Annotated in this window: 11 protein-coding genes; 2 read left to right on the top strand and 9 right to left on the bottom strand. The window is 54.9% G+C overall.

Translation table 11 applies throughout. The features are described from left to right. Positions 1-126: 126 nt before the first annotated feature. The gene (locus ACS5NO_RS21455) at positions 127-3,933 is read left to right on the top strand and encodes a CotH kinase family protein (protein ID WP_439417042.1); all 3,807 of its coding nucleotides are present in this window, start codon (positions 127-129) and stop codon (positions 3,931-3,933) included. A gap of 33 nt (positions 3,934-3,966) precedes the next feature. Here ACS5NO_RS21455 and ACS5NO_RS21450 read toward each other — a convergent pair whose 3' ends face one another. From ACS5NO_RS21450 to ACS5NO_RS21410, 9 genes are all read right to left on the bottom strand, one after another. Then, on the bottom strand, positions 3,967-4,656 hold the full coding sequence (locus ACS5NO_RS21450) for a LytR/AlgR family response regulator transcription factor (RefSeq protein WP_439417041.1): 690 nt from the start codon (positions 4,654-4,656) through the stop codon (positions 3,967-3,969). Then, positions 4,637-5,719 carry a sensor histidine kinase gene (locus ACS5NO_RS21445; RefSeq protein WP_439417040.1) on the bottom strand — a complete coding sequence of 361 codons (1,083 nt, stop codon included), beginning with the start codon at positions 5,717-5,719 and terminating at the stop codon, positions 4,637-4,639. The genes ACS5NO_RS21450 and ACS5NO_RS21445 overlap by 20 nt, the downstream gene beginning before the upstream one ends. Then, complete coding sequence (locus ACS5NO_RS21440) at positions 5,716-6,816, bottom strand: serine hydrolase domain-containing protein (protein WP_439417039.1); 1,101 nt, start codon at positions 6,814-6,816, stop codon at positions 5,716-5,718. Before ACS5NO_RS21440 ends, ACS5NO_RS21445 begins: the two co-directional genes overlap by 4 nt. Positions 6,817-7,046: 230 nt before the next feature. Then, positions 7,047-8,246, bottom strand: coding sequence for a threonine synthase (locus tag ACS5NO_RS21435; protein ID WP_439417038.1), 1,200 nt, complete (start codon positions 8,244-8,246; stop codon positions 7,047-7,049). Between the two features lie 66 nt (positions 8,247-8,312). Next, entirely contained in the window at positions 8,313-9,218 is a 906-nt protein-coding gene (locus ACS5NO_RS21430; protein ID WP_439417037.1) for a LysR substrate-binding domain-containing protein, read from the bottom strand. A 35-nt stretch (positions 9,219-9,253) separates the two neighbouring features. After that, a complete protein-coding gene (locus ACS5NO_RS21425; RefSeq protein ID WP_439417036.1) occupies positions 9,254-9,817 on the bottom strand; it encodes a pentapeptide repeat-containing protein in 564 nt (187 codons plus the stop codon). 145 nt (positions 9,818-9,962) lie between these two features. Then, a complete protein-coding gene (locus ACS5NO_RS21420; RefSeq protein WP_439417035.1) occupies positions 9,963-13,223 on the bottom strand; it encodes a WD40/YVTN/BNR-like repeat-containing protein in 3,261 nt (1,086 codons plus the stop codon). A 33-nt stretch (positions 13,224-13,256) separates the two neighbouring features. Next, positions 13,257-14,708, bottom strand: coding sequence for a SusD/RagB family nutrient-binding outer membrane lipoprotein (locus tag ACS5NO_RS21415; protein ID WP_439417034.1), 1,452 nt, complete (start codon positions 14,706-14,708; stop codon positions 13,257-13,259). Positions 14,709-14,765: 57 nt separating this feature from the next. Next, positions 14,766-18,011: a SusC/RagA family TonB-linked outer membrane protein gene (locus tag ACS5NO_RS21410; RefSeq protein WP_439417033.1), complete on the bottom strand. Its 3,246-nt coding sequence runs from the start codon at positions 18,009-18,011 to the stop codon at positions 14,766-14,768. A gap of 712 nt (positions 18,012-18,723) precedes the next feature. On the opposite strand from ACS5NO_RS21410, the gene ACS5NO_RS21405 reads away from it, so the two are divergent. Then, a complete protein-coding gene (locus tag ACS5NO_RS21405; RefSeq protein WP_439417032.1) occupies positions 18,724-21,735 on the top strand; it encodes an amidohydrolase family protein in 3,012 nt (1,003 codons plus the stop codon). The last annotated feature ends 15 nt before the right edge of the window (positions 21,736-21,750 follow it).

Genomic DNA, 21,750 nt, shown 5'->3' with positions numbered 1-21,750 from the left:
CTATCCAAAAAGTTAGAATGCGGTTAAAATTAGGCTGATAAGGCGAATTAATTGGAATAAAATTTGATAAAAATTCCTGTTATTTGTGTTACTGATTTCAGCCTAATAGTAACTTCCACCGACACCATGAAGCACATTTCCGTCCTCTCCCGTCTTTTTTCGGCTATCGCTGTTTTCCTGTTTTTTGTTATATCGGTTTCCTTTGGTCAGACACAACCGGTTATAATTTCCCCTGAACGTTACCAGGTCGATGCGGGTCTGAAGCTGATTATTTGTCACAAGACACCGGCATTTCCTGCCGGTCAATCGCTGCCGGTTATTCGGTTTGATAAAGACTATACTTTTACCCAGACGGTGGCTTCTTTTGAGGTCGGTCAAGCGTATAAAATAAAGAATGGGGCTGCCGAATATACCCTTTTTTTTACGAATTTACCGCTTATTAAACTGAGCACAGTCGGGAAACAGGCAATTAGTAACACCGACGCCCGAACCAAGGGGAACTTTACCCTGACCAACGGAAACGATCCTCTGTTTTCTGCTTCAATGGGCATTCGAATCAGAGGAAATGCGTCGCGCCTTTTTCCGAAAAAGCAATATAATATCAATCTCTGGAAAGACCCGAATGGCGATGATGATCTGGAAAAATCGCTGTTAAACCTGCGGGAAGACAGTAAATGGCTCTTGATGGCGATGTATAACGAGCCGTTGCGACTCCACAATGCGGCATCGCAAAACCTTTGGCTCAACCTGCATAAGCTCTATTATATAGACAAAGAACCGGATGCCAATTCCGCCATTCGCACCAACTACTGCGATGTTTTTATCAACGATTCCTACGCCGGTATTTATATGCTTGCCGAAGATCTGGATCGAAAACAGCTTAAATTAAAAAAGACGGGTTCTAACGGCGAGGTAAAAGGAGAGTTGTATAAAACCGCCGGTGCATCCGAAGCAACGGCATTTAATACCCTGCCAGCCCCGCCGACCCATCCTGATGCGGAGGTGTGGGATCTCTTTGAAATGGATTATCCGGATCCCTATTGGAACAACCTGTATGACCTCTTGAATTACGCGGTGAAGTCGCCTGCGAATGAATTCCGGGCGAAGCTTTCTGAAAAATTTAAAGTCGATAATCTGATCGATTATTTCATTTTCTTAAACCTGATTTATGCCACTGATCACTGGGGGAATAACCAGTTTGTTGCCCGTTATAAAGAAAATGAACCGTACTTTTTAATTCCCTGGGATCTGGATGGTACCTTCGGTTATACGCCCACGGGCTCCCGATCCGAAGAGACCCGGCGGATGAATAGCAATGGTCTTTTCGACCGCTTATTAGCCCTCGATCCCAACGGTTTTAAAAGTAAAATGCGGAAAAGGTGGTTTGCTTTACGACAAACGACGCTGTCGCTGCAAGCCCTGAAAACAACGATTTCGGGTAATTTCAATCTGTTGACTTCCGAAGGCGCGTATGCGCGTGAAGGCATGAAGTGGCCGGGAACTGTCAGACCGGATGATTTTCCGAAGGTGAACACCTGGATCGAAAACCGGGTGGCTTTTCTGGATGACTATTTTGCCCTCTTCCCGGAAGAAATGACCGGCGTTCAACTGGCTTATTTTCAAGGAGAAACTGTCGGAAACAGCAAGAAACTAAGCTGGTCTTTTCACCAGGCCGAAGGTGTTCAGAAAGTCGAGGTGGAACACAGCACCAACGGCACCAGTTTCAGCTATGTTGGGCAGGTAACGGGTAGCAGCCCGAATGAACCCTACCAGTTCACACATGCGAACAGTGCTTCCCGGGCCTATTACCGGCTGAAAATCGTAACCGGGAACGGTTTTACGCATACCGCCTTCCTCCAGATTGGTGCGAACAGTTGCCCGGGTCCACCGGCGGCTCCATCCGTTGAGGCCAGTCTGACGGAGGTGACCAGCGGCCAGTCGGTGGTGCTGACGGCCAGCGGCTGTGACCATACCGTCGTGTGGAATACCGGACAAACCGGTACGATCGTGGTGATCAAACCCACCGAAACGGCCGGCTACAGCGCGAAGTGCCGCCAGGCTGCCGGGTGCGAAAGCGCGTCTTCAGCTTCAACGTCCGTCAGTGTCTTTGCGGCCAATGCGCTTCCGGGCAATTATGAAGGGTATCTGGGGCAAATCGACTGCGGTTTTATCCGGGGTTGGGCCTGGGATAAAACCGAACCCAACACGCCGGTTTCGGTCGACATTCTGGACGGGCAGCAGGTGATCGGAACCACGATTGCCGGTATTTATCGGCAGGATTTGAAAGACGCCAATAAAGGAAACGGTAGCCACAGCTACATTTTTGCGGTTCCTGAAACCGTGAAAGACAACAAACCGCATCAAATCAGCGTCCGGATTCACGGAACGTCGTATGTGCTGAGGGATTCGCCGAAGCGCTTGATCTGCGAAGCAAAGGTGCCCCTCTCTTCCGAGGCCCAGGCTCCGGTCGCCCCCGTGGTTGCGCCCCTGTCTGCGACGGCCAATGCGCCTTTTAGCACCATTTTGCCGGTCTTCTACGATCCGGATTCGCCGGTGCTGACCTACACGCTGACGGGTTTGCCCGCCGGTCTGAGCTTTGAGGCCGCTACGCGAACCCTGGGCGGAATGCCCACTACCACCGGAACCCGCAGCCTGACCTATGCCGCCAGCGATGGCACGAACACGACGGTCATGACCGTCTCTCTCATCGTTGAAGCCCAATCGTCGTCTCCCGTAACCGGAAATTTTGAAGGCTATCTGGACAAGGTGGAATGTGGAACGATTCGGGGGTGGGTCTGGGATCGCAACCGGCCCAACGAGCCGCTGACCGTCGAGTTTTTTGCCAACGGGCAGCCGATTGGGACGACGGATGCCAACATTTTCCGGCAGGATTTACTGACGGCCGGCAAGGGCAACGGCTATCACGTCTACCAATTTACCACACCCAACGAGGCCAAAACCGGGCAGGCGGTTTCGATCAGCGCCATCGTGCGGAATAGCACGTACACCTTGAAGGAATCGCCTAAATCGCTAACCTGCCCCAGAGTCAACCAGCCCCCTCTGCCGCCGGTTTCCGTGGATCCCCTGCTGGCGACCGTTTCCGTTGCGTTTTCGGTCACCCTGCCGGTTTTTACCGACCCAGATTCCCCTTCGCTGACCTACACGCTGACGGGTTTGCCCGGCGGTCTGGCCTTTGCGGCCGATACGCGAACCCTGAGCGGAACGCCCACCACCACCGGAACCTGGAGCCTGAGTTATGGGGCCAGCGACGGCGTGAACACGACCGCAACGACGGTTTTGCTGGTCGTTGAGCAACCGGCTACCCCCGTAACCGGCGATTTTGAAGGGTTTCTGGATAAAGTGGAGTGCGGCACGATTCGGGGGTGGGTCTGGGATCGCAACCGGCCCAACGAGCCGCTGACCGTCGAGTTTTTTGCCAACGGCCTCTCGATCGGTACCGCGAAAGCGGATATGTTCCGGCAGGATCTGCTGGCGGCTGGCAAAGGCAATGGCGCCCACGTTTACCAATTCACCACGCCCGATGTCGTGAAAACCGGGCAGACTTTTCAGATCACGGCCAATGTAAAGAACAGCACATATACCCTGAAAGGATCGCCCAAACCGTTGAGCTGTGCGCCCGCAGCGCGGTTGAGCGTGGTGTCGGCAGAAGATGAAAGTGTCGGCGAAGAAGGGCTGTTCGTAACGCCAAATCCCGCTCAGGGTGAGTTCGAGGTGCGTTTTTATACCGAAACCACCACCGAAAGCGAGTTGTCGGTGGTCGACGAACTGGGCCGGTCGTGGTACAGCAAGAGTTTGAAAGGCACCGGTTTTCAGCGGCAAAAAGTGCATCTCTCGGGTGCAAAAGGATCGTATATCGTGGTGTTGCGGCAGGGGACGAAGGTTCGCAGCAAACGGATTCTGATTCGCCGGTAAGTCGCAGGGGGGAAACCGGATGCGAAAACCGGTTTACCCCGCTGCCCGCCCAATTGCCTGATAAAACCGTTCCCGGTAGGTATCCGAAACCGGAATGAGGGCCTGCTGAATGGTGATGCGGTCGCGTTCGATGGATTCGATTTTGTCGAGGGCAACGAGCCAGGATTTATGCACCCGGCAAAACCGGTGTCGGGGCAGGTGTCGCTCCAGATCGCCGAAGGTTTCCAGCGTCATGATTTTCCCGGTACGCAGGTGAATGCGCCGGTAGTCGCGCATGCCTTCAATATACAGAATGTCATCAAAAGCAACTTTCTGGAGCCGGTATTCGGTTTTGACAAACAGAAACGGCGGGTGGTTTTCGGTTGGGGCGGTTTTCAATCCCTCCTGTGCACGGGTTACGGCCTGCAAAAACCGGTCGAAGGTATACGGTTTTAACAGATAATCAACTACTTGCAAGTCAAAGGCTTTGAGTGCGTACTGATCGAAAGCCGTGGTCAGGATCACGGCGGGGCGTTTGGGAAGGGCTTCCAGCAACTGGATTCCCGAAAAACCGTCCATTTCAATATCCAGAAAGACCAGATCGATGGGTTCCCGTTGCAGGATCGGAATGGCTTCCAGCCCATTGTCGACGGCATACCGCAACGTCAGAAATGGCACCCGTTGCACGTACTCCCTGAGCCGCAGCATCGCCAGGGGTTCATCTTCAATGAGCAGACAGTTCATGCGCTTTTACGGGTAACAACAGGGTAACGCGGTATTCATTTTCCGTCGCCTGAATCGTCAACGTATAGTGGTCCTGGTACAGCAGCGTTAGCCGCTGCCGAATCAGGTCATTGCCCAAACCGCCGGGCGTATTTAACCCGGTTTTGCCGGGGTCGACGACGTTGACGCACTGGAACCGGATCTGCTGTTCGTCAATCGAAATCTGAATGCGGATCGCGTCGCTGACTTTCTTGTTGGTCGCATACTTGAACGCGTTTTCAAGGTACGGCACAAAAAGCATCGGCGCAATGAGCACATCATCGGTTGGACCGTCGATTTGTAGTTTCACAAAGCGTTCATTGGTGGTTCGGATTTTCTGCAAGTCGATGTACTTTCGGATGTAGTCCAGTTCCTGCGTCAACGGAATCAAATCGGCCTGGGTTTCATACAACACAAACCGCAGCAGGTCAGAAAGTTTATTGAGGTACAACGACGCCCTCGGCGCGTCGTGTTCGATCAGGATGTCGATGTTATTCAGGGTATTGAACAGAAAATGGGGATTGATCTGGGCTTTCAGTAAAGCCAGTTCGGTTCGCAACGTCTTGTTTGCCAGCGTTTCTTTCACATGAATATCGGCATACCAGGTAATGAAACCCCGGATGGTTGTACCCAAAATGCCGTTGACCAGAGCAATTAACGAGAGGATGATAAACAGGATTTGCAGATCGTTCACGGAGAGCCTGATGAGGAAAAAATTTTCAAAGACCACCGAAAGCAGAACCGAAAGGGCCACCGCAATCAACGCTATAATTCCCCCGGTAATGGCAATCGTAACCACCAGCCCCCAACGGATGAATTTCTGTATCTTCTGGGTCGTCAGATAACGAGGAACCAGCCACGAATAAAACGCGTAGAAACTGATCAATCCGGTTAGCAGCGAAATCGACAGGATGGTCAGCCAGTCCTCCCAATCCCTGAAAGCCAATTCGGGCGTCTCGTTGGATAGTGCAAAAAGCAACGAAACCACCAGCGCATAGAGGAGCCAGTAGCCCACGTGCAGGAGAATAACCGTCGATTTTCTCATCGTTTCGTGGCGAAAAAATACCCCGCAATGGCTTCGGCTTCGGGCAGATTGATGCTAACACCACTCATGTTGGCGGTAATGGCGATAATCAGATCGTTTTCCAGATACAACAGCAGAAACGTCCGGCCCCCGTCGATCAGTCCGCCGTGGTGAATCAGCTTCCGGTTCTGTCGGTCGGTGCCATTGCGCCAGCCCAAACCGTACTGCGTGTTTTTGCCATCGGACAGGTGTTGCGGGGCAAAGAGCAAGGTCACCGTTTCTTTCCTAAGTGAAGTATTCCGGATCAGTCCTGCGCCCAGTTTCACCAGATCGACGGGCGTCGACAGAAGGCCGCCACCAGCCCATTTGTAACTGTTGTCTACGGCCGTAGCATGAACCAGCTTCTTGTTCCGGTGTTCGTAAAACCGCACCCGGTTGGTCACAATGCTGTCGCTGTAATCGGCACCGGTGTTGGTCATCGCCAGCGGGTTGAAAACCGCCGTCTGCATGTACGACAAATAATCCGTCTGACTCGCGCCTTCGATCACCGCACTCAGCAGCGAATAGCCGTAGGTCGAGTAGTTATAGGCCGTACCCGGTTTGAACAAAAGACTATCCTGATCAAAGATCGACAAGCCTTCCCGCACCGTGGCATACCGTTTCGGACACGCCAGCGGGTCGCTGTTCCGGTAATGCCGGATGCCGGCGGTGTGCGTTGCCAGGTGTCGGCTGGTAAACGGGTATTTTTTGGCCGGGAAAGTCGGCACATACTGCTGAACCGGCGCGTCGAGATCCAGTTTTCCAGCCTCCACCAGTTTTCCGACGGCCAGTGACGTCATTGATTTGGAGACCGAACCCATGCGGAATTTCGTGTCGATCGTCACGGGAAGCCGGGCTTCCAGATCGGCCAAACCGAAGCCTTCCGCCCACAGAATTTTGTCGCCCGTGCCAACTGCCACCGAGAGGCCCGGAATGTCCTGCCGTTTTCGCAGGGAATCGACAAAGTGTTCAGCCCGCTGGATGGCCTGCCGGTAAGCCTTGTCTTTGATGGGTCCTTTGGGCTGTCCAAAAACCGGGTGGAGGGAAAGCAGGAAAACGAGGAAGAGGAGCTTTTTCATGATGCGAACAGTCTGGTTTTAAACTTGCATCAAAATTGGAAGAACTCCACGCCGACTCAAAAATAGTTCTGCCAACCGGGGTAATTTGCCTGCAAAATACCGGTTTCAGTAAAGGGATAGAATTTTAAATGTAAAATGAGGAATGCTAAATGATAAAGTAGCTTTGCGCTCTTCACTTTTACATTTAGCATTCCTCATTTTACATTTAAAATTTACCAATTACTATCGCTTTACGACCGCCATTTCCCTTTCAGATTATCCAGGTATTTCTGCCCCGAGCCGGTGTTCAGCAATAGCACCTGCTCCTCCGGGTGAATCCAGCCTTGCCGAAGCAATTGCTTCGTGGCGGCCCAGAGTGCTCCACCTTCGGGAGCCGCAAAAATGCCTTCCCGGCGACTCAGTTCGCTCACGCCTTCAATCATGTCGTCCTCCGAAACCGCCAGGGCCGTTCCGCCGGATTCCCGTAAAACCGTCAGCATCAGTGGCTCGCCAATCGGACGCGGTACGGCCAGGCCGTTTGCCAGGGTCGGTTTCCCGACGTACTGTTTGCTATTCGCCTGTTTTCCATGAAACGTATCGACAACCGGGCGGCAGTTTGCGGCCTGAACCGCTACCATCCGCGGAAACCGCTGGTGTTCGGAGAGCCAGCCCAGCGCCTTCATTTCGTGAAAAGCCTTCCAGATTCCGATCAGACCGGTTCCTCCGCCCGTCGGATACAGGATGACGTCCGGCAATTGCCAGGTCAACTGCTCGGCAATTTCATAGCCCATCGTTTTTTTTCCTTCCAGCCGATACGGTTCTTTTAGGGTCGAAACGTCGAAATAACCGCCTTTCTGGTTCAATTCCTGCACTTTAGCGGCACAGTCGTTGATCAGTCCATCGACCAGAATCAGCCGCGCGTGATAGGCCAGACACTCTTCCTTGAACGCGTCGGGTGTGTGGCGCGGCATCACCACCACTGCTTCCAGCCCCGCCCGGGCACAGTAGGCCGCCATCGCAACACCCGCATTGCCCGCCGTCGGAATGATGCAGGCTTCTTCGCCGTTTTCCTTTGCCTTCGAAATGGCGAGACACAACCCCCGCGCTTTGAACGAACCCGTAGGGTTCAGGCCCTCGTCTTTCAGCGTCAGATGTTGTAAGCCGTAGTCGGACGCCAGACGAGGGAGCGGCAACAGGGGCGTCCACCCTTCGCCCAGACTAATCCGGTTTTGTTCCTGAAAAACCGGCAACAGTTTTTCATACCGCCAGAGGGATTGGACCCCGGATGATAATTCCCTTTTCGAAAAGCGGTGTTCGGCAAGATCATACCTGCAGAGGAGCGGAGCCTGGCAACAAACGGACAGGGTTTGGCCCGGTAGCGGATCAAAGGAATGGCCGCAGTTCGAACACTGCAGGTGATGGAGAAGCGATGAAGTGGTGACGGTTTGCATGATGGGCTAACTTTTCTGCAAGTTGAAAGCCGGTCCCGGATGAAGCAAACGACGTTTTGAGATGGGTTATTCCACCGGGGAATAATGGCGTTGCGTAAAACGAATAAACTCGTTTACCAGCCGGTTGTTTTCAGTACCTTTCCTTTGGATGAAATGAAATGTCCGCTGAACCGTCAGATCGCGGATCGGAACTTCAACCAGATCACCCACCGCCAGTTCCCGGACAATTGCCCGTTTGGGCATGAAGGCCAGGCAGGTGTCGGCCAGCACGAAGTTTTTCAGTGCTTCCGTCCCGCCCAGCCGAATCAGAATGCGCAGGTCCGACAGCCGGATTCCTTTCCGGCCCAACGCTTTTTCCACCACGGCCAACGTGCCCGAACCGCTTTCGCGCAACGCCAGCGGAATGGCGGGCAGGTCCTGAACGGTGAGGGTTCGTTCGCGCAGCGGACTTTTTCGGGAGCAAACCGCCAGCACCTCATCGGTCATGAAGGGAACGTACGTCAGCGTGGTCACGCGGGTCAGGCTTTCCACGATGCCAACGTCGATTTCGTGATCGAGCAAGGCTTTCTGGATGTTATCCGAATTGCGGTTCAGGACATTGATCTGAATCGCAGGGTGTTTCCGCAGATACGCCGACAAAACCGGGGGCAATACATACAGGGTGATGGTGGTGCTGGCGCCGATGGCGAGCGTGGTGGGCGGCTGGAAATTTTCGTTGACAAGCTGGAGTTCCTGGTGCAGTTCGTTTTGCAAGGCCCCCGCTTCCAATAGTTTATCGTACAGAATCTGGCCCGCGCGGGTCAGACTGATGGTGTTGCCGTGCCGCTCGAAGAGGGCAATTTTATAAAAGAACTCCAGCGCCTTGACGTGTTTGCTCAGGGCCGATTGGCTGATGAACAACGTCTGGCTGGCTTTGGTGAAGCTCAGCAGCCGGGCCACTTCCATAAAGAGTTCGTGTCGAAAAGACAGCATCGTGGTTTCTGCTTGATCGAAATTGGACCGGCTGCTTACGTAATGACCAGATCATATTTTGTCAGCAAACCCGGCAGGCTGTGGAGCGAAAACTTCGCTTTTTTCAGCTTGTTCTGCTCCGGGTCCAGAACCAGATTATAGGAAGTCGAAAAATCGACCTGCGTCAGCGTGTTGTTGACAAACACCGCCGACTCCAGGTTGCAGTCTTTGAAAACCGCCCCGTTTAATTCGCAATTGATAAAACTGGCCCCTTTCAATCCACAGGTTACAAACTTCGTTTTTTTCAGGTTGCGGTTGAAAAAGTAGGTCTGATCGAGGTTACATTCCTGAAAACCTACCGCGAAAGCAAACGGATTGCAATGCTCAAAGTTAACGCCGATGAGTTTGCATTGCACAAACCGGACCTCGTTGAGCTTGGTGTCTTTCAGCACGGCCGCATCCAGTGTGCAGTTTTCAAACCGGCAGTTGACCAGATTGGCATGAGAAAGAATGGCTTTGGAAAGGGTGAGATTTTGGAACGTACACTCTTCAAAATCCTGATAGGCCCACTGGGCCGGAGCGCCCGTAGAAGGGTCAAAAACGTGGTTAAAAATATCCATGTGCCGGGTTGTATAAACTGGGGCGTAGCAAGCGGCCAGGGGTTAAAATTACGGATACAACCGGAAGAAAAGAGGCTCGATGCTAAAAAAAGTCCCCCGACGAAGCGGGTTCATCGGGGGCGTGGTCTGGATACCGTACGGTTTTTTACTCGGGCGTACCGGCGATGGGCGGGTATTCCTTGATGAACTCCAGGGGTGTTGCCTGCACTTTTTTGTAGTAGTCGGCCCACTGCTTGCTGAAGAACGCGTTCACTTTCGTAATGGTCTCGTTGCTGAGCAGCTCGGCCTGATCCACCAGCAGGGTTTCCGTTTTCGTTGGTGGATCGGTTCGGCGGCTGATGTACGAACTCGCTTCCTGAATCTTCAAAACCGGGGTTACCATATACACCCGACCGAAGCCCTGCCGGTCGCTTCGTTTGCCCACAATGCCTTCCCGGGCGGTTTTCAGCGAATCCTGAATCGAGAGCGTCGCTTTGCGCAGTTCGTCAAATTCCTTGCCTTTCTTTTGTTTCAGTCGCGACTTCACGGCTTCGGTTGCGTCGGTCGCTTCCTGAATCCGGTTGGTGATTTCCGTCAACTGTGCAATCGTTTTGTTCAGCCGGTTTTGCAACCCCTGCCGGGCCAGTGCAGCTTCCTTGTTGTAGGTCACACGCGGGTCGGGATTGATGGTCAGGAGCGTTGAGTCTTTAGCCCCCGCATACGCAAAAACCACCTTGTAGCGACCCGGCAATGCCGGACTGCCGCCCGATGCTCCGCCCCCTCGCCGGGGTCCCGGCATACTCGGCATGTTGACGGCGGTTTCGGTCAGATTCCAGCCGATGCGTTGCAGGCCCAGCGTCGTGTCCGGTGCCTGTTTGATCGTCCGAACCAGCTTGTTGGCTTCGTTGTAGAAGTTTACCACGATCGAGTCGGCTTTCGGAGCGCTGGCCAGAACCGGAGCAGGTACCGTCGTCTGAACGGTCACAGCCGCCGGTTTTTTAGACTTTTTCGCCGTTTCCACCGGCTCCGCAACTTTGGCGATGGCGGTTTTGGGTTTCAGGTACAGATCCAGCATCGCTCCGGCGGGGCGGTTCGTGGCCTGATACAGGTCTTCGGCATCTTTTCCGTAGCCCTGCGGACCCCGGTAGGTCGCCTGATAGGCCGGTGAAGGTTCAAACGCAACCAGCGGTTGTTCCAGTATTTTTCCTCCCGTGGCGGCCAGTTTTCGCAGGGGACGAATGTTGTCGAGCACATACAGCGAACGCCCGAACGTTCCGATCACCAGATCGGCTTCCCGTTCCTGAATCGCCAGATCCATCGTTGGCGTGGCTGCGGGCATCCCGTTGTCCCACTGCGCCCAGGTTTTTCCCTCGTCGATGCTGACCCACAACCCGTGTTCCGTTCCGGCAAACATCAGCCGGGGCTCGGTCGGGTCCTGCAAAAAACAGAGGGCATACCCTTTGGCCTCTTTCTCGCTCATGATGCGGGTCCAGGTCTGGCCGAAGTCCGTGGTCCGGTAAATATAGGGAGCCAGGTCGCTGCCCATGCGGTAGAGGTTGGCGACCACAAACGCTTCCCCGGCTTTGTGGCGCGAAGCCGTAATCTGCGGAATCCAGGCTTCTTTGGGCAAACCGGGAATCCGGCTGCTGAGGTTGGTCCAGGTCTTGCCGCCGTCGCGGGTCAGTTGCACGTTGCCATCATCGGTTCCCACCCAGATCACGCCCTGCTGGAGGGTGCTGGGCGCGATGGTCAACACTGTGTTGTGGTTTTCGGCCTGGGTGGCATCGATGGTTAACCCACCGCTGTCGTCCTGCTTCTGGTGCGCCGGATCGTTGAGCGTCAGGTCGGGCGAAACGGTTTCCCAGGTCATGCCTTTATCGGTCGACTTGTGCAGAAACTGGCTCCCTGCATAAATCGTCTTTTTGTCGAACGGGTCCAGCGCAAAACCGGTATTCCAGTTAAACCGCAACCGCGTGTTCATATCGCCAATGATCGGTTTCACGAAGGCGGCACCACCGGTTACTTTGTCGTAGCGAACGATGTTGCCGCCCTGCGACATGGCGTAGCCGTACCGGGAATCTTTGGGGTCGGGAATGACGTCGAACCCGTCCGCCAGAATCAGTGCCTGCCAGTGGCTGTTTCGAATACCACCCGTATGAAACGTGTAGGCCGGTCCGGTCCAGGAACCGTTGTCCTGCAAACCGCCGTAAATGTTGTACGGAATTTCGTTGTCGACGTTAACATGATAAAACTGACCCACCGGAATGGCTTCAGGATTCGTCCAGGATTTGCCGTGGTCGCGGCTGATTGCCAGACCACCGTCGTTGCCTTCGATGATCAGGTTGGGGTTTTCGGGATGAATCCAGAACGCGTGGTGATCGGAGTGGACCTGATCGGGCGTAGCCAGCGGTTTGAACGATTTGCCGCCGTCTTCGCTGACCGAGAGCGGTGCGCTGAGTTTGTAAAGCCGGGTTTCCACCTTCGGGTCCACGTAAATCTCGTTGTAGTAGAACGGGCGATCCGTGGCAACGGCGGGATCGTCGGTCACCAGTGTCCACTTTTCACCGCCATCGTCGGAGCGGTACAGACCGTTCTTTTTGGCTTCAACCAGTGCGTAGATTTTGTTCGGCGAACTCCGGCTGATGGCCAGGCCCAGCCGACCGAAATCGCCTTTGGGCAGTCCGTCGGCTTCGCCTTTTTTCTTCCAGGTTTTGCCGCCGTCGTACGTAATGTACAAACCCGAACCGGGGCCGCCGGACGTAAAATCCCAGGGCGTTCGGCGGTGTTGCCACATGGCGACCACCAGTTTGCTCGGGTTGGCGGGGTCCATCACCATTTCGGCCACGCCGGATTTTTCGTTCGTATACAGAATCTTTTCCCAGGTCTGACCACCATTGGTAGTTTTAAACACCCCGCGCTCCGGATGTTCGCCAAACGGAAAACCGATGACGCCCGCATACACGACGTCCGGGTTCATGGGGTCGATGATGATCCGGTGGATGTTGATGGTTTTTTCCAGTCCCATCGCTTTCCAGGTCAGCCCCCCGTCGATGCTTTTGAAAATACCGCCCCCCATGTTGACGGAATTGCGGGGGTTGCCTTCGCCCGTGCCGACCCACACCACGTTGGGATTACTTTGCTGAATGGCTACGGAGCCGATGTTCAGGGTGGGCTGGTCGTCAAAAACCGGGGTCCAGGTGCCCCCGGCATTTTCGCTTTTCCAGACGCCCCCGGAAGCCGCGCCGACATAAATCAGATCGGGATTGCTGACGTGGGCATCGATGGCCGTGATTCGCCCACCCATCACGGCGGGTCCCACGCTGCGGGCTTTCATCTGTTTCAGGGCCGCTGTCGGAACCGGTTGGGCCAGAACGGCCGGAACACTCAGCAGAACGGCGAAAGCGAGTGTTAGAATTGGTTTATTCATTTTCGTAAGGATAGGATAAAAAAGGAGGGTCGATTATTTATAAATGGATAGGGCATCGAACGTGCCCGGAACCGGATTCGGGCTGTTGGGGTTCGAGTTCAGTTCGTTCTGCGAATAGATAAACCGCCCCGGTAGCTGGGTGCCGTTATTGGGCGTCAGCTTGATGCCATACGCTTCGCTGCGGGTCCGGCGTTCGTCGTTCCAGCCGATGTGCTGACCGTAAAACGAGACGTAACGTTCCTGCAATATCTCCCGGAGCAGGGCGTTGTCGGCCGAAATGCCGTCAGCGTTTTCAAGGCCACCGGCGGCAAAATCAGCCGCCACATACGGTTCGTATTTGTAGGTTCCGGCCGTTAGGTAGGTGGAGTTGATGTAGCCGCCCGTGTTCAGAAAAGCCCGGTATTTGTTCAGGTGATCGAGGGCTACCGCAAAGCCTTTCCCGGAACGCAGCGCCATCTCGGCCAGCGTCAGACTGTTTTCCTGGAACGTAATCATCGGAAAGCTGGCACTCCGGGCAAAAAAACCGCTGGCGGTTGCCGTGCTGGATGTGTTGGGTTCGATCCGTCCGGGGGTGTTGACGCCGTTTTCCAGGTAATAAAACCGGAACCGGGCGGTTTCAACGGTTTTGGCATTGCCCCGGTAAGCGGCACTGGTCGGATTCATGAGGCTCACATTGTAGGCACCGACGGCGTAAATATCCCCGAGACGCTGGTTGGTCAGAAAGGAAAAATAGTGGTTTTCGTTCACGCTCGTCGTGGTTCCGTGGGGAGCATACAGCGAGTTGGCAAAGGCGCTGATGCCGCTCAGGGCTGCCGTGTAGGCCGCATCGTATTGCTTCGTATCCGTGAGCAGCCGGGCTTTGAGCGTAAAGGCGACCTGCTTCCATTTGGTGGCGTCTCCGCCAAAGTGAACGTCCTCGGCCCCCACGGTTCCGATTCCGGCATCCAGGTCGGCAATGGCTTCGTCGACCAGCGCAATCAGCTTGGTGTAGACCTCGGCCTGAGGCTGGAATCTGGGGTTGGGAAATTTGACAATGTCGCCGGCTTCGTCGAACGGAATGTCCCCCCACAGTTCGGTGCCCGTTGCCAGGGCGTTGGCGCGCAGAATCTTGGCAATCCCGATCATTTTCCGGTTGCCTAGTTCGGCGGCTTTCTCAATGGCAATGAGGGCGTTGGCATTGGTGGCCTGAAAGACGAGGTTCCAGTCGGAATCGTAGACCCCGGCGGTTACGTTGTAGTTGAAGTAATCCCGCCACTGGCGGTCGGCACCGGTGGTGTAGCCGCTCCAGATGGTGGTCAGGCGGCTGGCCATGCCTTCTTGGGTGGCAATGTTACCCAGTTGGGCACCGGTGAATACCAGCGTGGCGGGCGCGCTGGTCGGGTTGTTGGGGTCGACGTTCAGCCCGTCGACAATCGATTTGCAGGAGACGAACTGGAGGCTGAACAGAAAGGCAAAAACGGAAACCGGTTTATAAATTCGCTTCATTTTCTTCCGGGTTGAGATGAATGAAAAGGGAAAACTGCGTAAGGAAATCACGGACGATCAGTAATTGATTTTCACGCTGAACAGCAGCGAACGCGTGTTGGGGCTGTTGAAGTAGTCCTGCCCCCGCGAGTTGCCCGTTCCGTTCAGGCCGGTTTCGGGGTCGATTCCCACCACCTTTGTCCACAAAACCGGGTTGCGGCCCGTGACCGTAAAGTCGATGGATTGCAGCCGGGTTTTCTGCCGGAATTTGGCCGAATGGAGCGAGTAGCCCAGTGAAACTTCCCGCAGCCGCGTCCAGCTACCGTCGCTGATGAACTGCTCGACCAGCGTGCTGAAACCACCGCCAATGGAGGTGTAGTAGGCTTCATCGAGCAAAACCGGCCCGGCTCCAAAATCCTGAATTTTCCCCCGAACCGTTGTTCCGGCGGCTACCACTTTCCCCGAATAATTTTTCAGATCCTGCGTCAGCGTTACATCCGTTCCCACATCTGCGTGGGTGCCGAAATGGTACATCACCCCGCGCGTTCCATTGTAGAAATCACCACCCTGGGAAGTTTCGAAAAGCACATTCAGGGAAACGCCTTTGTAGGCCAGGTTGGTACCAAATCCTCCGCGCCAGTCGGGGTTGGGATTGCCGAGAACGCCGAACGACGGCGCGATCTGCGGAAAACCGTTGGCATTGAGGGCCAGCGAGCCGTTTTCTGTCCGTTGATACACCCCGCCATACAGCGACGACATTGCATAACCCACTTTGGCTACCGTACTGGAGGTACTGCTGAAACCGCCCAGGGTGATGTTGTCGGTGCCGGCCAGGTCAATCACTTCGTTGATGTTGCGGCTCCAGTTGGCAAAGATATTCCAGCTAAACGCGTTGCGGTTCAGGATGTTGTAGTTCAGTTCCAGTTCCAGACCCTTGTTCTGCATGCTCCCGGCGTTGGTGTATTTCTGCGTAAAACCGGTGGAACCGGCCGCGGCCACATCCAGCAGCAGGTCGACAATCTTGTTCTGGTAATACGTAAACCCGACGGAAAGTTTGTCGTTCAGAAAGCGCAGGTCGGTGCCCAGTTCCCACTCGGTTTTCCGTTCGGGACGCAGGTTGGGGTCGCCCTGCCGGTTGCTGCGGACAAAGGCGCCATTGCCGTAGCCGGTGCCGCTGACGGGACCGCCCCAGCTCCCGAAGGAGGCATTCACAAACGTCGTAGTGTTCCGGTAGGCATCCGGCTGAACCCCCACCGTTCCGTAGGATGCCCGCAGTTTACCGAACGACAGGACGTTGTTACCCGCCAGCAGCGGCAGCTTGGTAAACTGCCAGGCGATATCGGCGGAGGGATAATAGAAGGTCGATTGCGACTCGCTTCCGAACGTAGAACCGGCTTCACCAGCCAACGACATGTTCAGAAACACCTGGTCGTAAAAACCCAGGTTCAGGGATGAATACAGCCGGGCGGTCCGGCGGTGGGTCGAAGTGTTGTACGGAACCCGGTTGGTTGCCAGGGCATTGCTAAAGTTTGGGGGAGCATCGGGAATGATGAAGGTGTTCAGTGTTCCGCCCAGGCTCAGGTATTTCCGGTCGTTGATGTTGAAACCGACGATCAGCGTGCTGGTAATGTCCTTGCCAAAATCCTTGAAAACCCGACCAATCACATCCAGGTTCATCTCGGTTTCCTTGAGCATCTGTTCCTCGAAACTCCCCAAACCGCTGTTTACGGCGGAAGACACCGGCGAATTGGTGATCCGCAAATCCGTGTAACTATCCAGACCGCCCCGGGCGGTGATGTCGAACCATTTGGCCGGCGTAATCAGGAGTTCGGAACTCAGAATAAACCGGTCTACTTCCGTGATATTGGTCATTTCGTTGATGGCCCACAACGGATCGTTGTAAACGGGGTTGGCCGACGCGCCGAGGTAGTTTCGGAAGGAGCGTTGCCGGTTCGGAATCGGGCTGGCCGTTGGCGACGCGTAATAATTCCCCTTGTAGCCCCGGTTATCGTAATCGGGCGGAGTCCGGAGCATGCCGATGTACAGGCCGGCGACGCTGTTGCTGCGCTGCACCCGGTTGGAGGTCGTTCGGGCGTAGGTAGCGTTGGTGGTGGCTTTGATGACGTCGTTGAACCGCCGTTCGGTATTGAACCGAACCGACGTCCGCTTGTAGTCACTTTGCCCGTTTAGAATGCCTTTCTGACGCAGATCGCCGATGCTCAGATAGAAATTTCCTTTGTCGTTTCCTCCGCTGATGTTCACGTTGTTATCGAGGTAGGTTCCCGTCCGGAACACCTGATCTCTGCGGATGTCGTTGAACGTTTCCTTCGAGTTTTTCTTGAGAATCGGATAATACGTCACGCCATTTTCCGCTTCAAACCGTTGGCCGGTCATATTCAGTTCGTCGGCAGTTCCCGACCGGTCGGCAATCCGGTCGCCCCAGGTAAACGATCCCGTCGGGCTGTAGACGCCACCCGCGCCCTGTCCATACGTGCTCTGCATCGGGTGCAGGCGGTTCGGCTCGTCGAACGAAACCGTCGAACTGAGCGAGACGTTGACCTTGTCGCTGTTGGCTCCTTTTTTGGTCGTAATCACAATCACGCCGTTTGCCGCCCGCGACCCCCAGAGTGCCGCGGCAGACGCGCCCTTCAGAACCTGCATGGAGGCAATGTCGTCGGGGTTGATGTCGTTCAGACGGGATTGCTGGGAAACACCGGCCACGCCGTCGCCGAGGGTAGAGTTGCTGACCGGGATTCCATCGACAATAACCAGCGGCTGGGTGGAGCCGGTAATGGTGTTCTGCCCCCGAATCTGGATGTAGGAACCCGCACCCGGATCACCGGCGGAGCGGGTCACCTGCACCCCGGCGGCTTTGCCGGCCATGCTGTTGATCACCCCGGTTTCGCCGGAACGGACGATGTCTTTTGCATCGATTTTAGCCGCCGTAGCCCCGAGCTTATCGGCGTTTTCTTTAAAGCCTAACGCGCTGACCACTACCTCGCTGAGGGAAAGCGCTTCGTGTTTGAGGGCGACTGAAATGAGGCTCTGATTGCCAATCGGAACCTCCTGCGTAACCATGCCGATGAACGAGAAAACCAGCGCGGCATCTTTGTCCAGATTGGTCGGAATGGCGAAGGAATAGGCTCCTTCGGGGTTGGTCGAAACCCCGGTGGTGGTTCCTTTGAGCACCACGTTGACGCCGGGAAGCGGAGAACTGTCTTCACCGGAGGTAACGATGCCTTTTATAATCCGGGTTTGAGCCCAGAGCGGACTCGAGAGGCACGAGATAAAAAGCAATACACAGAGTAAAGGTACTTTTTTCATCGTTGGAAAGGAGTTAAAGTTGAACTGGTTTATTCCTGGATAGGGCACTAGAGGTATTCCGATGGTTTTGAAAGGCAATAGCTTTCCCAGGCTGGTCACGGCAACCAGCAAAGGCCTTTAGATGGTGTGTGGTGTATTGATCGATCGTTCGCTTCCACTCGAACGGAGTGAATGGGCGAAATCAGTTCCAAACGTTTACCACCGGTAGACGGGTGCGTCTATCGGAGAGAATTCTTTGTATTCTATGACTGATAATTCGATACTTGCTCTCTTCAAGTGCGGCCAGAATCAAGCAGATGGGGTAAGAACCGGATTGTATTATTCCGTAATGATGACTCAAATATAGAAGCAAGTTTTAAAGTGTCAATAGGGTTCGGTATATAATTTGTTATTTTTGTTGCAATACTATTTATAGTTCAATAAAATACTGTATTATTCAAAATATTATATGTTTTATATTTTATTTTTCAAAATATAATTTTTTGTCGTTCAAAATATATTTTTCAAACTTTATCCAAAAACCGCTACCAAGTATGGATTTATTGCACTAATATTAATCTGACGATGAAGGCATTACTCATCGATCGGCGTGTTGCCCGAACTATTTTCTTCCGTCGTCCCAGCTTGAATTTTACCGACTTTTCTGCATACTGAAATACGCTTGTTCCTGTTCGTCCGGTCAACGGGCATACTCCTTTTTTCATTTTTGCTTATGAAGAATACCTACTTGTGCAGGCGCTCTGTCTGGCTATTGCTGGTGATGAGTGCTTTTTCAATGCCCGCTGTCTGGGCCGGAACCGCTGCCGATTCGCTGAAAATTACGGTAACCGAAGGAACCAACATGGCCGCCGTGCTTTCGCCCGATCAGAAAACCATCGCTGTCGATTTACAGGGAACCATCTGGGTTTTGCCCGCTGACGGCGGCACGGCGCGGCCCGTTACCGATGCCCTGGGCGATTGCCGTCAACCCGCCTGGTCGCCGGATGGAAACTGGATTGTGTTTCACGCCTTCTGGGATGGCATCTACCACCTCTGGATGGTGAACAAAGACGGTTCGGGTAAAAAACAGTTGACCTTCGGGGTGTTCGACGACCGGGAACCGCATTGGTCGCCTGATGGCAAACACCTCGTGTTTTCGTCCGACCGAAGCGGCAACTACGACATCTGGCAACTGACCCTCGAAACCGGTGCGTTGACCCAACTCACCCGCAACCCGGCCAATGACTACAACCCGGCTTTTTCGCCCGACGGCCGACAGGTGGCTTTTGTCTCCGAACGAACCGATTCGCCGGGACTTTACCGGATCGATGAAACGGGCAAAGAACACCTGCTGACGGCCAGTCCGGCCAAACTGGCTGCCCCCGCCTGGCAACCCGACGGCTCGCAGGTTTTTTACAACATACTGACCAAAAACCAGAGCGGTCTGGCCGTGGTGAATGTGACCACGGGCAACAGCCAGATTCTGACTCCGCCCACCGAAGACGTGTTCCCGTTCCGCATTAGCTGGGCCTCTGCGACTGACTACCTCTACACCGCAGACGGCAAACTGAAAAAGCAAAGCCTGAAACCAGCCCCGGCCAGAGAGATTGCTTTTCAGGCGACGGTTTCGCTGGCCCGCACAACGTACCAGCGTAAACGCTACGATTTTGACCAGCCTGCTCCGCAACCCGTTCGGGGAATCAAAGGACCGACGGTTTCGCCCGATGGCAAACAGATCGTTTTTGCCGCCCTGGGTGATTTGTGGCTGTTGACGAATGGCGTTCCGCATCCCAAAGCCTTGACCAGCGATGTCTACGTCGAAGCCGATCCGGCCTGGTCGCCCGACGGAACGAAACTGGCTTTTACGTCCGACCGGCAGGGCAATATGGATCTCTGGGTGCGCGACCTGAAAACCGGTGAAGACCGTCGGCTGGTGGATCTGCCCGACGACCTGAACTTTCCCACCTGGTCGCCGGATGGCAGCCGGATTGCTTTTTATGAGGGCGACCCGCGCAACGTCTGGGGGCGGGGGACTTTGAACCTCGTGGACGTTCGAACTGGGCAGGTTGAAAAATACCACGAATCCGTCTTTGTGCCGAGCCAGCCGAGCTGGTCACCAACGGGCAAAACCATTGCCTTGTCGGCGCTGGATGTCTATTCGTCGCGCTACCGGGAAGGCGTCACCGAAATTTTACTGGTCACCATCGACGGAAAAGCCGACGGCAACAGCGACCGGCACGTGTCGCCCGTTTCGGATCGGTCGCTGGGGACGCGGGGCAAAAACGGTCCGGCCTGGTCGCCGAACGGCCAGTTTATGGCCTACATCCTCGACGGTTTGCTGTGGGTCAGTCCAGTCGATGCGCTGGGGAATTTTACGGGTCCGGCCAAACGACTCACCAACGAACTGGCCGATTCGCCCAGTTGGACCGGCGATTCACAGCGTTTGGTTTACCTCGCTACCGACACGCTCAAGCAGGTGTTTCTGGCCGACGGGCGCATCGAAACCATTCCGATGAACTTTACCTGGCAAATTAAAAAACCGGTGGGCCAGACGGTCATCCATGCCGGGCAGGTGTTTGACGGACGCACGGCTGCGTATCGCAAGAATGTGGATATTCTGATCGAGGGCAGCCGGATCAAGGCGATTGTTCCCCATCAGGCGGGTCGGGCGGGTAAACTGATCGACGCGTCGGACAAAACCGTCATTCCGGGTTTGTTCGAAATGCACACCCACCAGAGTGCCATGAACGGCGAACCGCAGGGGCGGTTGTGGCTGTCGTACGGGATCACGTCGCTGCGGGAAACGGGTGCCGATCCGTATGACGCGCTGGAACGAAAAGAAGCCTGGGCCAGCGGTCGGCGCATCGGACCACGCCAGTTTTTTACCGGCGGTCTCACCGATGGAAGCCGGATTTACTACGGATTAGCCACCAGCATTGCGTCGGGGGCGCAACTCGAACTGGAATTGAACCGCGCCGTCCGGCTGAATTTCGACCTCATCAAAACCTACGTCCGGATGCCAGACCCTATGCAGAAGCGCATCACGGCTTTTGCCCACGCCCACGGTATGCCGGTTTCGTCGCACGAAATCTATCCGGCCATGAGCTACGAAGTCGATGCTGTCGAGCACATCGGCGGCACCAGTCGGCGGGGCTATTCGCCCAAAATCACGGGCATGAACCGGAGTTACCAGGATGTGATTCAATTGCTGGCGAAGTCGGGCATGAATATCACGCCGACGGCTTCGCTCCAGGGCGGTTTTTATGTGATGGCTGGAAAAGACCCCGCGTTCTTCGAAAACCGGCAGTACAAGGCGTTTTATTCGGAACGGTTTACGACCTCGCTCCAGGCGGGGGCGTCGCAAATCACCCGAATCAATCCGGGTTACCTGACTAATTTTCGGAACCTGCAAAACACGATAAAGGCCCTGGTGGTTGCAGGGGCACACGTCACGACGGGAACCGACAGTCCGTTTGTGCCGTACGCGATGAGCCTGCACACGGAACTTCAGACGTTTGTCGATGCGGGTCTGACGCCCTTCGAAGCCCTGCGTTCGGCGACACTCTGGGCGGCCGAAGCGGTGGGCGTAAGCAAAGATCTGGGGTCGCTGGAGCCGGGGAAACTGGCTGATCTGGTGATTGTTACCGGCGATCCGCTCACCACCATCCGGGATGCCTGGAATGTGGTGAGCGTCGTCAAAAATGGAGAGGTCCACACGCTCGACGATTTGCTGAAAAAACCGTAAAACCGTGTGGACCCG

The organism is Larkinella fluvii (assembly GCF_051857545.1).
GTDB lineage: Bacteria > Bacteroidota > Bacteroidia > Cytophagales > Spirosomataceae > Larkinella.
The sequence above is the reverse complement of the archived record's forward strand: the minus strand, read 5'-3'. Positions and strand labels throughout refer to the sequence as shown.

What these genes read in the sequence shown, in the direction of transcription:
- ACS5NO_RS21455 (WP_439417042.1), top strand. Translation starts at nt 127, where the DNA reads ATGAAGCACATTTCCGTCCTCTCCCGTCTTTTTTCGGCTATCGCTGTT.
- ACS5NO_RS21450 (WP_439417041.1), bottom strand. Translation starts at nt 4,656, where the DNA reads ATGAACTGTCTGCTCATTGAAGATGAACCCCTGGCGATGCTGCGGCTC.
- ACS5NO_RS21445 (WP_439417040.1), bottom strand. Translation starts at nt 5,719, where the DNA reads ATGAGAAAATCGACGGTTATTCTCCTGCACGTGGGCTACTGGCTCCTC.
- ACS5NO_RS21440 (WP_439417039.1), bottom strand. Translation starts at nt 6,816, where the DNA reads ATGAAAAAGCTCCTCTTCCTCGTTTTCCTGCTTTCCCTCCACCCGGTT.
- ACS5NO_RS21435 (WP_439417038.1), bottom strand. Translation starts at nt 8,246, where the DNA reads ATGCAAACCGTCACCACTTCATCGCTTCTCCATCACCTGCAGTGTTCG.
- ACS5NO_RS21430 (WP_439417037.1), bottom strand. Translation starts at nt 9,218, where the DNA reads ATGCTGTCTTTTCGACACGAACTCTTTATGGAAGTGGCCCGGCTGCTG.
- ACS5NO_RS21425 (WP_439417036.1), bottom strand. Translation starts at nt 9,817, where the DNA reads ATGGATATTTTTAACCACGTTTTTGACCCTTCTACGGGCGCTCCGGCC.
- ACS5NO_RS21420 (WP_439417035.1), bottom strand. Translation starts at nt 13,223, where the DNA reads ATGAATAAACCAATTCTAACACTCGCTTTCGCCGTTCTGCTGAGTGTT.
- ACS5NO_RS21415 (WP_439417034.1), bottom strand. Translation starts at nt 14,708, where the DNA reads ATGAAGCGAATTTATAAACCGGTTTCCGTTTTTGCCTTTCTGTTCAGC.
- ACS5NO_RS21410 (WP_439417033.1), bottom strand. Translation starts at nt 18,011, where the DNA reads ATGAAAAAAGTACCTTTACTCTGTGTATTGCTTTTTATCTCGTGCCTC.
- ACS5NO_RS21405 (WP_439417032.1), top strand. Translation starts at nt 18,724, where the DNA reads ATGAAGAATACCTACTTGTGCAGGCGCTCTGTCTGGCTATTGCTGGTG.